At 65.1% G+C, this 15,175-nt stretch carries 11 protein-coding genes and 3 tRNA genes; 4 read left to right on the top strand and 10 right to left on the bottom strand.

Translation table 11 applies throughout. The features are described 5' to 3' along the window. Positions 1-3 precede the first annotated feature (3 nt). The 8 genes from L284_RS42105 to L284_RS42070 all read right to left on the bottom strand — a co-directional run bounded on the left by L284_RS42105 (position 4) and on the right by L284_RS42070 (position 6,233). Positions 4-80, bottom strand: a tRNA-Asp gene (locus L284_RS42105). A 64-nt stretch (positions 81-144) separates the two neighbouring features. Further along, a tRNA-Asp gene (locus tag L284_RS42100) sits at positions 145-221 on the bottom strand. Between the two features lie 362 nt (positions 222-583). After that, on the bottom strand, positions 584-1,168 hold the full coding sequence (locus L284_RS42095; protein ID WP_021235428.1) for a YdeI/OmpD-associated family protein: 585 nt from the start codon (positions 1,166-1,168) through the stop codon (positions 584-586). Between the two features lie 19 nt (positions 1,169-1,187). Then, complete coding sequence (locus L284_RS42090; protein WP_021235427.1) at positions 1,188-2,543, bottom strand: dihydrolipoamide acetyltransferase family protein; 1,356 nt, start codon at positions 2,541-2,543, stop codon at positions 1,188-1,190. 4 nt (positions 2,544-2,547) lie between these two features. Next, positions 2,548-3,600 carry an alpha-ketoacid dehydrogenase subunit beta gene (locus tag L284_RS42085; RefSeq protein WP_031342874.1) on the bottom strand — a complete coding sequence of 351 codons (1,053 nt, stop codon included), beginning with the start codon at positions 3,598-3,600 and terminating at the stop codon, positions 2,548-2,550. Between the two features lie 5 nt (positions 3,601-3,605). Then, on the bottom strand, positions 3,606-4,904 hold the full coding sequence (locus L284_RS42080; protein ID WP_021235425.1) for a thiamine pyrophosphate-dependent enzyme: 1,299 nt from the start codon (positions 4,902-4,904) through the stop codon (positions 3,606-3,608). A 149-nt stretch (positions 4,905-5,053) separates the two neighbouring features. After that, positions 5,054-6,019 (bottom strand): thymidylate synthase, encoded by a 966-nt coding sequence (thyA, locus tag L284_RS42075; RefSeq protein ID WP_021235424.1) that lies wholly within the window; start codon positions 6,017-6,019, stop codon positions 5,054-5,056. Positions 6,020-6,156: 137 nt separating this feature from the next. Further along, positions 6,157-6,233, bottom strand: a tRNA-Pro gene (locus L284_RS42070). 364 nt (positions 6,234-6,597) lie between these two features. Between L284_RS42070 and L284_RS42065 the strand changes: the two genes are divergently transcribed. Further along, positions 6,598-7,191, top strand: a complete 594-nt coding sequence (locus tag L284_RS42065) for a hypothetical protein (RefSeq protein WP_152524737.1) — start codon at positions 6,598-6,600, stop codon at positions 7,189-7,191. A gap of 15 nt (positions 7,192-7,206) precedes the next feature. Here L284_RS42065 and recG read toward each other — a convergent pair whose 3' ends face one another. Beyond that, the gene (recG, locus tag L284_RS42060; protein WP_021235422.1) at positions 7,207-9,264 is read right to left on the bottom strand and encodes an ATP-dependent DNA helicase RecG; all 2,058 of its coding nucleotides are present in this window, start codon (positions 9,262-9,264) and stop codon (positions 7,207-7,209) included. Between the two features lie 108 nt (positions 9,265-9,372). Here recG and L284_RS42055 point away from each other — a divergent pair, with 108 nt between their 5' ends. The 3 genes from L284_RS42055 to mfd all read left to right on the top strand — a co-directional run bounded on the left by L284_RS42055 (position 9,373) and on the right by mfd (position 13,676). Next, positions 9,373-9,798: a host attachment protein gene (locus L284_RS42055; protein WP_021235421.1), complete on the top strand. Its 426-nt coding sequence runs from the start codon at positions 9,373-9,375 to the stop codon at positions 9,796-9,798. Positions 9,799-9,845: 47 nt separating this feature from the next. Next, entirely contained in the window at positions 9,846-10,127 is a 282-nt protein-coding gene (locus L284_RS42050) for an FAD assembly factor SdhE (protein WP_021235420.1), read from the top strand. 63 nt (positions 10,128-10,190) lie between these two features. Next, positions 10,191-13,676, top strand: a complete 3,486-nt coding sequence (gene mfd / locus L284_RS42045) for a transcription-repair coupling factor (protein WP_031342873.1) — start codon at positions 10,191-10,193, stop codon at positions 13,674-13,676. Between the two features lie 84 nt (positions 13,677-13,760). Here mfd and L284_RS42040 read toward each other — a convergent pair whose 3' ends face one another. Then, a complete protein-coding gene (locus L284_RS42040; RefSeq protein WP_021235418.1) occupies positions 13,761-15,053 on the bottom strand; it encodes an ATP-binding protein in 1,293 nt (430 codons plus the stop codon). Between the last annotated feature and the right edge of the window lie 122 nt (positions 15,054-15,175).

Genomic DNA, 15,175 nt, shown 5'->3' with positions numbered 1-15,175 from the left:
AAGTGGCGCGAGTGACGGGGCTCGAACCCGCGACCTCCGGCGTGACAGGCCGGCACTCTAACCAACTGAGCTACACCCGCGCAGCAATGTATGTGAGGTTTTCAGACTACCTCAAGTCGCTGGATTACCAGCATCTTTCCCAAGTGGCGCGAGTGACGGGGCTCGAACCCGCGACCTCCGGCGTGACAGGCCGGCACTCTAACCAACTGAGCTACACCCGCGTTCTTGCGGTTGCGTCCGCTTGGGAGGCCGCCCTCTATGTCAGCACCGGGTGCCTGTCAACGCACTATTCCCGCGCCGCGAAGATTTTTACGATCGGACCGCGACTAGCCTGTGGACAGTTTTGCCAGCGGGGCAATTTAGGGGCGCTTTCACCGTTCTCGATGACTGGAAAGCGCATTCCCCGCTGGGTGCATCGGGAGCGAATGCGGAACAAAATTCCATTTCGCGATGGTAGTCAGCCATCCCGCGCAAATGACAAGGGCAATGACGAGAGGGGCGGAGAATGACGAGGGGGCGGAGGCGGATCAGTCAGTCCCGATGCAGAGCCCTGCCCCTCGCAAAGTAGTCGCCTTTGGGAACGTCAGGACGACTTACGCGGCCTCTCATATTTCCAGTTGCGTGTCCTGCCCTCGGCGATCCATTCGGCTGCTTGTGCCATGCGCTTGTCACGCGTCGTCGCCGTCTTCGCACCGGTGATCCATTCGAGATAGTCGCGCCTGTGCGAGGGCGCGAATCGCTCGAACGCCGCCTGCGCCTTCGGCGACCTCGCGAGCACGGCGGCGAATTCGTCAGGCATCGGGATTTCGGGGCGCGGCGCTCGTTCCGCCCGTGCAACGGGTGGTGAGCGGCCGTCAACGATGCGCTGCACCGCGTTGCACAGCAATGCCGTCAGCTCGGCTTCAGGCGGCATATCCGCAAGGGAAGTGACGCGGATGAAGTGGCGGGACTTCGCATCGCCGTGGATACCGAGAGCGCAATGCGCCTTGAATGCGCTCATCCCAGCGACGTTCCTGCCCCGTACCGTAAAGTGGGGGACGCTCCACTTGATGGCTTCCTGAGCTTCCGGGAGCGCCCGGTGTGCGACCTCTCGCAAGTGTTCGAGCAGGGGGCGCAGGGGCTCCGCAGATTGAGCGATGTACGCATCGACACGCGGATCCCTGCTCATAGCCGCTGCCCCTGTAAGCCTAGCCTGCCAGAATGAGCGCCGGTGCCTCGATCAGCTTCTTGAGGTCCTGCGCGAAACTGGCGGCATCCCAACCATCTACCACGCGGTGGTCGCAGGACATCGAGATATTCATGATCTTGCGCTTCTCGATGCGCTCCACCCCGTCGGCGCCCTTCACGAACATCGGCCGTTCGACGATCCGGTTCGGACCAATGATCGCCACTTCAGGACGGTTGATGACCGGAGTGGTCGCCACGCCGCCCATCGGCCCGAGCGAAGTGACGGTGATCGTCGAGCCGGAAAGCTCCGAAGACTTCGCCGATCCGTCGCGCGCGGCCTGGGCCAGACGGCCGATCTCGGTAGCGAGTTGCCAAAGGTTGCGGTCCTGCGCGTTGCGAATCACCGGAACCATCAGCCCGGCCGGGGTCTGCGCCGCCATGCCCAGATGGACGGAGCCGTAGCGCGTCACTACGCCCGCCTCATCGTCGTAATGGGCGTTGAGCATCGGGTACTTCGGCAGCAATTTGCAGATCGCGGTGATCAGGAACGGCAGCATCGTCAGCTTGGGACGCCCGTCCATATCGGCTCCCCTCCCCGCATTGAGCTGCGCGCGGGTTTCCTCCAGCGCGGTCACGTCGAATTCCTCGACATAGGCGAAATGCGGGATCTGGCGCTTGGATGCGGCCATGTTCTCGGCAATGCGGCGGCGCAAGCCGATCACGCGGACCTGCTCGTCCTGCCCCTTGCGCCCGGCAGGCTGGAAGCCGCCCGAGGCGTTGTAGGACAGGAAGGCGTCCAGATCGGAATGGCGCAGGCGCCCCTCTTCGGCCGGACGCACTTCCGACAGGTCGATGCCGAGATCGGCCGCGCGCTTGCGTACCGCCGGGCTAGCCATGACTTTCGAGTGCGTGGCGGCACGCGGCTGCGGTGCCTTGGCGCCGGTTGCAGCGGGAGGCGGAGAGGGTTCCGGCGCCGGTGCAGGTGCGGGCTTCGGTTCGGAAGACGGCGTCACCGCCTGCTCGACACGCTCCACATCCTCCGCATCGGGCGTTTCCGCGGCGATCCGCTGTTCCACCACTTCCGCCTTCGGCGCAGGCGCAGGCGCAGGCGCACGATCGACCGCGTTGCCCGCGCCTTCAACCTCGATCACCACCAGCGGCGAGCCGATGGCGATCACGTCGCCGGTCTCGCCCGCCACTTCGACGATCACGCCCGAAACCGGGCTCTCCATTTCGACCGTCGCCTTGTCGGTCATCATGTCGGCCAGGCGGCCGTCTTCCTCGACCTTGTCCCCGACCTTGACGTGCCACGCGACGATCTCGGCCTCTGCGATGCCTTCGCCGATGTCCGGCAGGCGGAATGTGAAACGACCCATCGGATCAATCCTTCATGAGCCGATCGACCGCCTCGCCAATGCGGACGGGACCGGGAAAATAAGCCCATTCGAGGCTGTGCGGATAAGGCGTGTCGAAACCCGTCACACGCTCCACCGGCGCTTCGAGATGATAGAAGCAGCGCTCCTGGACGAGCGTGACCAGCTCGGCGCCGAAGCCGGACGTGCGGGTCGCCTCGTGAATCACCAGGCATTTGCCCGTCTTCTCCACTGACTTTTCCACAGTGTCGATATCGAGAGGAACCAGACTGCGAAGGTCGATGATCTCTGCATCCACGCCCTTCTCGGCAAGCACGGCTTCGGCGACATGGACCATGGTGCCGTATGTCACGACCGTCAGCGCCGCGCCCTCGCGGACCACGCGGGCCTTGCCGAGCGGCACCTTGTAATAGCCCTCCGGCACCTGGCTTCCGGGCAACCCTTTCCAGGGGCGCGAGGGACGGTCGTAATAGCCGTCGAACGGCCCGTTGTAGATGCGCTTCGGCTCGAAGAAGATGACCGGATCGTTGTCCTCGATCGCTGCGATCAACAGGCCCTTGGCATCATGAGGCGTCGCCGGGATCACCGTCTTCAGTCCGGCAACGTGGGTGAACAGCGCCTCCGGGCTCTGGCTGTGGGTCTGGCCGCCGAAGATGCCGCCCCCGAAAGGCGAGCGCACCGTGATCGGCGCGACGAATTCCCCGGCCGAGCGATAGCGCAGCCGCGCCGCTTCCGAGACGAGCTGGTCGAGGCCGGGATAGATATAGTCCGCGAACTGGATCTCGGGCACCGGGCGCAGGCCATAGGCGGCCATGCCCACCGCGGCGCCGATGATGCCGCATTCGTTGATCGGCGTATCGAACACGCGATTCTTGCCGAACTTCTTCTGAAGCCCCGCCGTCGCGCGGAACACGCCGCCGAAATAGCCGACGTCCTCGCCCATGATCACGACGTCAGGATCGCGCGCCATCATGATGTCGAGGGCGTCGTTGATCGCCTCGATCATGTTCATCGGACGGCTTGGCGCATCGTGAAGGCTGACGGGATTTTCCTCGATCATGGTCCTCACTCCTTCCACTCCGGCCATTTCGTCTGTCGCTCGCGGATCGCCTGCTCGGCCTGCTCCTGGAGATGCCAGGGCAGTTCCTCGAACACGTCCTCGAACATCGTGTGGAACGGGTGGTGAAGGCCGTGTCCGAGAATGCCGTTCTTCTCGGCTTCCTTGGTGGCCGCCTTGACCTGCTCGGCGAGGTCACGGTCCATCGCCTCGTGCTGCTCCTCCGACCATTCGCCGAGCGCGACCAGGTGCTTCTTGAGGCGCATGATCGGATCGCCGAGCGGCCAATCCTCAGCCTCGCGCGCGGAGCGGTAGGCGCTGGGATCGTCGGAGGTAGAGTGCCCTTCGGCGCGATAGGTGAAGTGCTCGATCAGGGTGGGGCCCTTGCCCGCACGGGCGCGGTTGGCGGCCCACTCCATTGCGGCATAGACCGCGAGGATGTCGTTGCCGTCAACCCGCAGCCCGGCGATGCCATAGCCCGCCGCGCGCGCCGCGAAGGTCGTGCGCTCGGCCCCGGCAAAGCCCGAGAAGCTGGAGATCGCCCACTGGTTGTTGACCACGTTGAGCACCACCGGGGCGTTGTAGACCGCCGCGAAAGTCATCGCTGCGTGGAAATCGCCCTCGGCGCTGGAGCCTTCGCCCACGAAGCTGGTGGCGATGCGAGTATCGCCCTTGATCGCGCTTGCCATCGCCCAGCCCACCGCCTGCGGGAACTGGGTGGCGAGGTTGCCCGAGATCGAGAAGAAGCCGTAGTCCTTGGCCGAATACATGATCGGCAACTGGCGGCCCTTCAGGGGATCCGCGCGGTTCGAGTAGATCTGGTTGACCATCTCCACCAGCGGATAGCCGCGGGCGATCAGCACGCCCTGCTGGCGATAGCTGGGGAACACCATGTCGTCCGCCGCGAGCGCGTGGGCGCAGGCGATCGAAATCGCCTCCTCGCCGGTGGACTTCATGTAGAAACTGGTCTTGCCCTGCCGCTGACCGCGATACATGCGATCGTCGAACGCGCGGGTGAGCGCCATGGTCGCCAGCATGCGGCGCAGGGTCTCGGGATCGAGGCCGGGATTCCACGGGCCGACGGCGCGATCGTCGTCACCGAGAACGCGGATCATGTCGAGCGTCAGCGGCCAGGTCTCGCTGGCTTCGCAGGCCTCGTCCGGCCGGGCCAGAAGGCCCGGTTCGGGGATTTCCAGGTGAGTATAATCTACCGTATCGCCCGGCCGATATCTCGGCTCGGGAACATAGAGTTCGAGCTGCGGCAGATTGCCACGTAACTTGCCTGTGCGAACCGGGCCTTCGGCCATTCTGGTTATCCTCTCCCGCCTTTCCGGGCCGTGCGAAGCCGAACCGGGTCAGGAAAAGGGACAACCTGACACGTTTCAATATTCCACGGTTAAGTCACATTATTTCTACCAAATGTAATGTCAATCCATGGTGCGCGCAATTTTTCGCGTTACACCGCGACAGGCGCGGCAATATGCGCTTGCGGCGCATATCCGGTGACCCCGAAATCCTCGATGCGATAGTCGAAGATCGAATCGGGCCGGCGCGCGATCACAAGCCGGGCTTCACCTTCCGGGCGACGGGAAAGCTGCTCTTCGACGAGAGCGGCATGGTTGAGATAGAGATGGACATCGCCGCCCATCCAAACCGCCTCGCCGGGCTCGAGATCGCATTGCTGGGCGAACATCCGCGTCAGCAGGGCCAGTGACCACATGTTGAAGGCGAACCCAAGCCCGAGGTCGCAGCTGCGCTGATAGAGCGCGCAGGAGAGACGGCCATCGGCGACATGGAACTGGTAGCTCTTGTGGCAAGGCGGCAGCGCCATCGAATCGAGTTCGGCGACATTCCAGCCCTCGATGATGTGGCGGCGGCTGCCCGGATTGTTCTTCAGGCTCTCGATCACTTGCGCCACCTGGTTCACCCCGGCTGCGCGCTTGCGATAGAGCCCCTCGCCTGCCTCTTCATAGACCGGCCAGTCCACCCACTGCTTGCCGTAGACCGGGCCGAGATCGCCCCATCGATCCGCAAAGGCCGCGTCCTCGACGATCCGGCGCGAGAATTCGGCGCGCTCGATCGCCTCGCCGTTGTCTCGGCGATAACGGTCGAGCGGCCAGTCCGTCCAGATCTCGACTCCTTGCGTGCAGAGCGAACGAATGTTGGTATCGCCGGTCAGAAACCAGAGCAGTTCGCGGGTGGCCGTCTTCCAGTAGACGCGCTTGGTGGTGAGCAGCGGCATCGCGCCGCCCGCCAGGTCGAAGCGGATCGTCGCCCCGAACACCGAGCGCGTACCGACGCCGGTGCGGTCGACCCGCTCGTCGCCCTCTTCCCAGATGCGGCGCATGAGGTCGAGGTATTGCCACTCCCAATGGCGGGCAGTGGTCGGGGCAGCGGAATCGGCAGTGAGAATGTCGGTCATGGCCGGAGCCTAGCCCATCGCGGGCAAGGTTCAAACGAACCTTGAGCCCCTGTCCATGAGAGAATGCGAAGCGAACCCCGGACAGCAAAAAACCCAGCGTTTCCGCTGGGTTTCTATGCCTCACCCGAGGGTGAAAATGGTCGGGGAAAGAGGATTCGAACCTCCGGCCCCTGCCTCCCGAAGACAGTGCTCTACCAGGCTGAGCTATTCCCCGACCGGGTGGGCGTTCCGAGGAGCGCCCTGGGCAGGAGCGCGCCTATATAGGGCGACTTCGGGGGTGGCAAGAGCCCAATCTGATTTTTGTTGGCGGCGACGGGTCGAAGGTGCTCGTCACGGGACTTTGAGCGCCCGAAAACAAGGAAGTTCCCAGAAAAAACAGGGCCTTTCATAAGCCACAATTTGTCGCCGGACGATCGCGGGACCGCTGCAAGCCTCGCCGATCGATGCCGAACGCCGCCCCGGACGGTCGAATCGGCAGGTTCGTCCATCCCGCTTACCCCTTTCGGCCAGTGCTCTTGTCGCTTCCCCGGCACTCGGGCAGAACATCGACGAGGGATGCGAAGTCGCCGGGAATGACGATGCGACACTTGCCATTGCGGCTCCTGCCGGTTTGCCTCGCCCTTGCCGGGCTCACTTCATCGTTCCCGGCATCTGCATCGGGTCCAGCGGCAGCGGCCTCCTCGGCGGCGCTCACACCGATCACCCTGATGCCGGGGATCAACGTCCTGCCCAACATCGCTGGAACCGCAGAGGAGGGCTCGATCGCGCAGCTCTGGCGCCAGAACAACAAAGTACGCGGGCAGCACGTCTTTCTTGTGAAAGTGGGCGACGCCGCCATCCCGCTGGAAGGCCGTGAACAGATCATCGATGCACCGGATGTAGGGGACGACATGATCCGTTCGGTCCGTTTCGCGCGCGGCGATTATCACGGCAGGCCGACACTCTATATATTGATCGCCAGCCGAGAGGTGGGCGCGTCGCCTTATCCGGCCGCGCCCACGCGCATCCAGTCCTTCGCGCTGGTGAAGGATCGCGAGACCTTCGGTTTCACGCCGATCCGCTCTTTCGTGGCTGCGGCAACATACTGTCACGCCGATGCGGCGCTGCTGGCGGAGTTGAACTTTCCGCTTTCCCCGACTTACGCAGGAAGGATTACGCCGACGGGGTGCTGAAGACCGGACGTCAGATTACCCCCCACGGAGCAGCTGCACGCCCCAGTCGCGTTCGAACAGATAGAGCAGCAGGCGCGCCGCCTCGCCGCGCGGACCGGCGAGGCCGCCGTCGCGCTCGATCAGCAGGCGGGCATCGTCGTGGGCGAGCGGCAGGAGCTTGGTGATCTGTTCCAGGCTGGCGATGCGGAACGGGGTGTCGCCCGACTGGCGCGTGCCCAGCAGTTCGCCGCCGCCTCGCAGTTGCAGGTCTTCTTCGGCCAGACGGAAACCGTCCTGCGTTTCCCGCATCAGGGCGAGGCGCTGGCGGGCGGTTTCGCTGAGCTGCTGGCCGCGCAGCAGGAGGCAGGTCGATTTCTCGCTGCCGCGTCCCACGCGCCCGCGCAGCTGGTGCAGCTGGGCCAAACCGAAACGCTCGGCCTGCTCGATCACCATGAGCGTGGCATTCGGCACGTCGACGCCCACCTCGATCACCGTGGTCGCCACCAGCACCGCAGCCTCGCCGCTGGAAAAGCGTTCCATGCCCGCGTCCTTCGCCTCTGGCCTGAGCTGGCCGTGGACGAGCACCACCCGATCCCCGAAACGCTCCCTCAGCGTCGCATAGCGCGCCTCGGCGGCGGCAAGATCGTCGTTCTCGCTTTCGCTGACCATCGGGCAGACCCAATAGGCCTGCTGGCCCGTTTCGATATGGCGCGCGATGCCCTCCACCACGTCGGCCATGCGCTCCACCGAAACCACGCGCGTATCGATCGCCTGGCGCCCCGGCGGCAGTTCGTCGAGCTTGGAGACTTCCATCTCGCCATACTGCGCCAGCGTCAGCGTGCGCGGGATCGGCGTGGCGGTCATCGCCAGGGTGTGCGGCGTGCGGCGGCCCTTGCGCGCCAGCATCAGACGCTGGCCGACGCCGAAGCGGTGCTGCTCGTCGATCACGACCAGTGCCAGATTGCGGTAGGACACCGTGTCCTGGAAGATCGCGTGGGTTCCCACCACGATGTCGATGGAGCCGCCGACCAGCCCGATCAGGATCGCCTCGCGCGCTTTGCCCTTGTCGCGCCCGGTCAGCAGCGCGATCTCCACGCCGGTGCCCTGGAGCATCCGCGCCAGCGTCTCGTAATGCTGGCGGGCAAGGATCTCGGTCGGTGCCAGCAAGGCCGCCTGCGCCCCCGCCTCCACGGCGATGAGCATGGCGTTGAGCGCCACCACCGTCTTGCCCGCCCCCACGTCACCCTGGAGCAGTCGCAGCATCGGCGCGTTCTGCGCCACATCGCCTTCGATCTCATCGATCGAACGCTTCTGCGCCCCGGTCAGCGCGAACGGCAGCTTGAGCCTGGCGCGCAGCGCGCCGTCGCCCTTCAGCGGCGTGCCGGACTGCTTGCGGTTGCTTTCCCGCACCAGCATCAGCGCCAGCGCATTGGCCAAGAGTTCGTCGTAGGCCAGCCGGTCGCGCGCCTGCGCATGAGTGCCGCGATGGACTTCGCGCACGGCCTCGTGCCAGACCGGCCACTTCATCTTGTCGTAAAGACCCGGCTCGATCCACTCGGCCAGTTCCGGCAAGGCCTTGAGCGCCTGCTGCACGAGCCCCGCCACGCGTCCTTGCGTGAGCCCCTCGGACAGTGGATAGACCGCCTCGCAAAGCTGGCCGACAGGTGCCGCGCTACTTTCCGAGATGTGTTCGGGATGCACCATCTGGAGCATCTGGCCATACTGGTCGAGCCGCCCGGCCACCCAGCGCGTTTCGCCCACCGGCAGCTGCTTCCTCGCCGTATAAGACGCGCGGCCGAAATACGTGATGGTGCAAATATTGCCCGCGGTATCCTCGGCGATCACCCGGAACGGCCCGCGCCCTGCCGGGGAGCGATGCTCGCGCACGACAAGCTGGACGATCACGTTCTCGCCCACGCTGGCATCGTCCAGATTGGTGACGGCGCGCCGCTCCACGAAGCGGTCCGGCAGATGATAGAGCAGATCCCGGATGCGGGTCAGCCCGAGTTTCTCCAGCGGGCGCTTGAGCTTGGGGCCCACGCCATCCAGGGAATCGGTCTCGGTGAACAGGCAATTCAGAGCTTCGGGCCGCATGCCGGGCCTCTTAGCGCGAGAACGGCTCCGTTCGCCAGACCGTTGGGGAACGGATCTGCGGACAGCCACGTTGGCTCGGTGTCCCCCTCACCAGCATAGGAGAAATGCATGCTTCTTCCGCACGGAACCGTGTTTGCGATCGTCGACGGTGAAAACTTCGAACTCTATCGCAACGCGGGACGCGAAGCCGCGCCGAAACTCACCGCGCTGGACACCCCCGACCTTGAGGCCACCAACTTCAGCGCCGGCTTCCGCCGCCGCGACGATGCCGTCTCGCGCCATCAGGCTCGCACGGGCGACGGCAGCAACGACTCGCTGGACGAAAGCGCCCATGCCGCCGCCGTGGCGGGTTGGCTCAACCAGCAGGTGCTCGACCGCGAGATCGACCGGCTCGTGATCGTCGCAGATCCGCGCTCGCTAGGCGAGATGCGGCGCCATTATCACAAGGAACTGAAGAGCGCCCTGCTCACCGAAGTTCCCAAGACGATGACCGGGCGTCGCAGCGAAGAGATCATCAAGGTGTTCCAGCCGTAACCAACCCGAACTTGCCCATGCCCGCGCCGTATCGTAACGGCGCGGGCATGACCGAACTTTCACCCCAGAGGCAGGAGCGGCTCGCCCGTCTCAAGTTCCGCGCCTGGCATCGCGGCACGCGTGAGGCCGATTACATGATCGGCTGCTTCTTCGACCGCTTCCACAGCGAATGGACCGACGCCGACCTCGATCTCTTCGAAAGGATGATCGACGAGGAGGATGTCGATATCATGGCCTGGGCGCTCGGCACCCTGAGCATCCCCGAGGAATATCGCGGGCCGATGATGGACCGCATGATGAAGCTCGATTACGTCGAGATCCCGCGATGATCTTTCGATCGACCACCTTCGACTAAACACCTTCGATCCATTAGGGGCTGACCTGACGCCGGCATGGCAGACATACAACGCATTCTCGCGGCGACTGCGCCCCTTACCCTTGCTTCGGTAACGCGCGGCGCGCAGCCGTTGGTCATGGCCGACCTGGCCCGTGCCGCCGCTGGTACGGCCGCGGGAGGCCGGGCGGTCTTCATCGCCGACAACGAAAGCGCCATGCGCGCCGTGGCCGAGGCCGCGCAGTTCTTCGCCCCGGAACTGGATGTCGTCGAATTCCCCGCCTGGGACTGCTTGCCCTACGACCGTGCCAGCCCGGCCCTTTCGGTCAGCGCGCGCCGCCTCGCCGCCCTGCACCGGCTCCAGCAGAAGCGCAGCGGCCCGCAGCTTCTGGTCACCACTGCCAATGCCGTGCTCCAGCGCGTGCTCACGCCGTTCCGCATCCGCGAATCGGTGCGCCTGCTGAAGCCGAATACCGAGATCGGCCACGAGAGCCTGATCGCCCTGCTGCGCCGTCAGGGTTACCAGCGCAGCGATACCGCGATCGACGCGGGCGAGTTCGCGGTGCGCGGCTCGATCTTCGATATCGTCCCGTCGGGTCTGGAAGGCGGGCTGCGCCTCGACTTCTTCGGGGACGAACTGGAAACCCTGCGCCTGTTCGATACCGGCACCCAGCGCACCACCGGTTCGGTGCCGGAGCACCTGCTGCTCCCGGCCAGCGAAGCGCTGATCGACGACGACAGCGTCAAGCGCTTCCGCACCCGCTACCGGGAGATGTTCGGCGCCAATGCCACGGCGGACCCGCTCTACCAGGCGGTCAGCGACGGCCGCCGCCTCGCGGGCATGGAGCACTGGCTGCCGCTGTTCGAGGACCGGCTGGTCACCCTGTTCGACCACCTTTCGGACGACGACCTGCTGGTGATCGACAGCTCCGCGCTCGGCGCCACGGACGAGCGCTTCACCGACATCGCGGACTATCACAAGGCCCGCCTGGAAACCTCGGGCCAGAAGGCGGGATCCTATCGCCCGCTCGCCACCGACGCACTCTATCTGGGACGCGAGGAATTCGAGCAGGCCGTTTCCGGCTTCCCGGTCCACCGCGCCGATCCCTTCGCACAGCCCGAATCGAAGACGGTCATCGATTTCGGCTTCGGCAATGCCCGCGACTTCACCCCCGAACGCGCGCGCGGCGACAATGCTTACGAGGCTGCCGCCAAGCATCTTCACGCCGTGGCGAAATCGGGTCGCAAGGCGATCCTCGCCGCCTACTCGACCGGCAGCCGGGCTCGCCTCGTCTCGATCCTCGGCGAAGCACAGGGGCCGGAACCCAAGCTGGCGGACACTTGGCAGGAAGCGCTCGGCCTTGCCGTTCAGGGCCGCTCCGCCGCGCTGGTGCTGCCGCTGGAAACCGGCTTCACCAACGAATCGGTCGAAGTCGTCACCGAGCAGGACATCCTGGGCGACCGTCTGGTCCGCCGGAAGAAAAAGAAGAAGGACTCCGACGCCTTCCTCGCCGAACTGGCGGCGCTGACGCCGGGCGACCTGATCGTCCACATGGACCACGGCATCGGTCGCTACGAAGGGCTCCAGTCGATCCCGGTCGGCAAGTCGCCCCACGACTGCGTGATGCTGACTTATGCGGGCGGCGACAAGCTCTACATCCCGGTCGAAAATCTCGACGTTCTCTCGCGCTACGGAAGCGAAGCGGAAGGTGTCGCGCTCGACAAGCTGGGCGGCGAGGCCTGGCAGAAGCGCCGCGCCAGGCTGAAGGAACGCATCCGCGAGATCGCGGGCGAACTGATGAAGACCGCCGCCGCGCGCGCCCTGCGCGTCGCCCCTGCACTGCTGCCTGAAAAGTCCTCCTACGACCAGTTCGTGGACCGGTTCCCCTGGCAGGAAACCGAGGACCAGGAGCACGCCATCAATGACGTGCTGGGCGACCTTGCCGAGGGCAAGCCGATGGATCGCCTCGTCTGCGGCGACGTCGGCTTCGGCAAGACCGAAGTGGCCCTGCGCGCCGCCTTCGTCGCCGCCATGGCCGGCCAGCAGGTCGCCGTCGTCGCGCCGACCACCCTGCTCGCGCGCCAGCATTATTCGAGCTTCGCGGAACGCTTCAACGGCTTCCCGCTGGAAGTCGGTCGTCTTTCGCGCCTCGTGCCCGAGAAGGAAGCCAAGGCGACCCGCGAGGGGCTGACCGCAGGCACCATGGACGTGGTCTGCGGCACCCACGCGATCCTCTCGAAGACGGTCAATTTCAAGCGCCTCGGCCTGGTCATCGTCGACGAGGAGCAGCGCTTCGGCGTTAATCACAAGGAGCGCCTCAAGCAGCTGCGCACCGACGTCCACGTCCTCACCCTCACCGCCACGCCGATCCCGCGCACGCTGCAGATGGCGATGTCGGGCCTGCGCGAACTCTCGACCATCCAGACCCCGCCGGTCGATCGCCTTGCGGTGCGTACGTATGTGATGGAATGGGACGAGATGGTGATGCGCGAGGCGCTGCTGCGCGAGCACCATCGCGGCGGTCAGAGCTTCATCGTCGTTCCCCGCATCTCGGACATGGCCGAAGTCGAGGAATGGCTCGCCAAGAGCGTTCCCGAAGTGAAGGTCATTTCCGCCCACGGCCAGATGAGCGCGGGCGAAGTGGAAGAACGCATGAGCGCCTTCTACGAGGGCAAGTACGAGGTACTGCTCTCCACCACGATCGTCGAAAGCGGAATCGACATTCCGCGTGCCAACACGATCATCATCCACCGCGCCGATCGCTTCGGCCTGGCCCAGCTCTATCAGCTGCGTGGGCGCGTGGGCCGCTCGAAACTGCGAGCCTATGCCTACCTGACGACGCCTGCCGGACGCGCCCTTTCCGAAGTCGCCGAAAAGCGCCTCAAGGTCTTGAGCGACCTCGATTCGCTGGGCGCGGGCTTCCAGCTTGCCAGCCATGACCTCGACATTCGCGGCGCGGGCAACCTGCTGGGCGACGAACAGTCCGGCCATATCCGCGAGGTCGGCTTCGAACTCTACCAGTCGATGCTGGAGGACGCGATCCTCGAAGCCCGCGCGGGCGGCGTCGGGCTGGAGAAGGACACCTCGCGCCTCAGCCCGCAGATCACCGTCGATGCGCCGATCATGATCCCGGAGGAATACGTTCCCGATCTGGCCGTGCGCATGGCCCTCTATCGCCGCCTCAACGATGCCGACAGCAAGGACGAGATCGAATCGCTCTCGGCCGAGATGATCGACCGGTTCGGCCCGCTGCCCCCGGCAACGGCCAATCTCGTCCAGCTCATCCAGATCAAGCGCCAGGCGATCGCGGCGCACATCGCCAAGATCGATGTGGGGCCGCGCGGCACCCTGGTCAGCTTCCACAACGACAGCTTCCCGAACCCCGCCGGTCTCATCGCATATGCCGAGCGTCTTCAGGGAACGGTCAAGCTGCGACCGGACAACAAGCTGGTGCTGGCCCGCGCCTGGGGCGATCCCAAGAGCCGCCTGAACGGGCTGCTGCAACTGACGAAGGGCCTGGCGGCGGTGGCACGAAAGGGCTGAGGCCCGAAAGAGGACCCATCCCCGCTCGTCATCGGAGCAGTCGTCCGAGGGCAATGGCCAACCCGTGAGCGAAAACGCCCTGTCCTACATCAGCGGCACCTTGATCCGCGCAATCAGCCCGCCGCAAGGCGAAGTCGCGAAGGAAAGCTGACCGCCGAACCGCATCATCAGCCGGTGCGCCGTTGGAATACCGAGACCGAAACCCGGCGTATCCCGTGTGCGAGCCTCGTCGAGCCGAAAGAACGGCGTCAACACATCCTCGAAATGGCTGGGCGGGATGCCCGGCCCGGTATCCTCGACATCGATGAACCAGTCCGCCCCTTCGCGGCGGACGGCCACTTCCGCTCGCCCGCCGAAACGGATGGCGTTTTCGACCAGCGCGCCGGTCGCGAGGGCAAGCGGCTCGGGAAAACTCTCGACCACCGACTTGCCTACACCGGTAAGCCGCGCGCTGTCCTCGTAGGGCGCAATGACACCGGCCACGAGTTCCCCCAGATCGACCGGCTCCGGCTCCGAGGAAATATGCTGCGCTCGCAAGTATCCCTGCAAGGATGCCAGCAACCCTTCCATCTCGTCGATGCTGGTCTGCAGGATCTCGGAGATCTCGGCGTCGTCGATGAGATCGGCGGCGATCTGCTGGCGCGAGAGCGGCGTGCGCAAGTCATGGCTGATCGCCTCGAACGAGCGCGCCTGATCCTCCAGCAGCCGCGCGATCCGCTCCTGCATGACGTTCATCGAATGCGCGAGGTTGCGCAGATCCTCGGGCCCGCTTTCGCGGATCTCGACCTGCTGACCGTGACCGATGGCATCGGCTGCCTGGGTCAGTCGGCGCAGCGGATTGGTGAGCAGACGCAGCAGGATCAGCCCGATCGCGATGCAGGCCAGGGCCGTGCAGAGCATGAGCATGCTGGCGCGCAAGGCGATCGGCCACATGGAGGTGATGTCGCGGGAACGGAAGTTCAGCCACTTGCCATCCGCAAGCCGGACCGATCCCACGAGATCGCTCTTGCCGTCCGGCGTTTTAGCCATTGCGAGGTTCAAGGGGCGGGCGGCGAGCGAAGGCTCCCATTCGGTCACTTCTGCCGCGATCCGGCGCAGCGAATCCGAATCCATCATCCTTCGCACAGCCGGCTCCGGCGCGAATTCCGCCTTGAGATGGCCCGTCGTCATGATCGGGGCGGCAAGGTTCGGCTGAAGCGCGTGGATACGATCGCTGACGACGATCAGCTCCGCGATCCGGCGCGCATGGTCGGCCCGCTGGGTCTGACGATCTATGGCCTGATAGAACAGCAGGCTGCCGATCAACTGCACCACGCAGAGCGCCAGGAAGACGACGGCCGCCAGAACAGCCAGGCGCGGGATACTGATTCGGTGCACATGTCCTCTCACGACGCCCGACTGTTCTGCGCGTCTAAGCGTAGGCATCCACATGCAGCGCTCTCACCGCAAGCAGCGTTCGTCAATGCGAAGTCGATCCGGGAAACATTTTGAAATTTGCG

The organism is Novosphingobium lindaniclasticum LE124 (genome assembly GCF_000445125.1).
In the GTDB taxonomy this organism is placed as follows: domain Bacteria; phylum Pseudomonadota; class Alphaproteobacteria; order Sphingomonadales; family Sphingomonadaceae; genus Novosphingobium; species Novosphingobium lindaniclasticum.
Note: the sequence above shows the minus strand (reverse complement) of the source record. Positions and strands in the feature narration are given on the sequence as shown.

Coding starts and splice junctions, on each gene's coding strand:
- L284_RS42065 (WP_152524737.1), top strand. CDS start 6,598: ATGCGACACTTGCCATTGCGGCTCCTGCCGGTTTGCCTCGCCCTTGCC.
- L284_RS42055 (WP_021235421.1), top strand. CDS start 9,373: ATGCTTCTTCCGCACGGAACCGTGTTTGCGATCGTCGACGGTGAAAAC.
- L284_RS42095 (WP_021235428.1), bottom strand. CDS start 1,168: ATGAGCAGGGATCCGCGTGTCGATGCGTACATCGCTCAATCTGCGGAG.
- L284_RS42050 (WP_021235420.1), top strand. CDS start 9,846: ATGACCGAACTTTCACCCCAGAGGCAGGAGCGGCTCGCCCGTCTCAAG.
- recG (WP_021235422.1), bottom strand. CDS start 9,264: ATGCGGCCCGAAGCTCTGAATTGCCTGTTCACCGAGACCGATTCCCTG.
- L284_RS42090 (WP_021235427.1), bottom strand. CDS start 2,543: ATGGGTCGTTTCACATTCCGCCTGCCGGACATCGGCGAAGGCATCGCA.
- thyA (WP_021235424.1), bottom strand. CDS start 6,019: ATGACCGACATTCTCACTGCCGATTCCGCTGCCCCGACCACTGCCCGC.
- L284_RS42085 (WP_031342874.1), bottom strand. CDS start 3,600: ATGATCGAGGAAAATCCCGTCAGCCTTCACGATGCGCCAAGCCGTCCG.
- L284_RS42080 (WP_021235425.1), bottom strand. CDS start 4,904: ATGGCCGAAGGCCCGGTTCGCACAGGCAAGTTACGTGGCAATCTGCCG.
- mfd (WP_031342873.1), top strand. CDS start 10,191: ATGGCAGACATACAACGCATTCTCGCGGCGACTGCGCCCCTTACCCTT.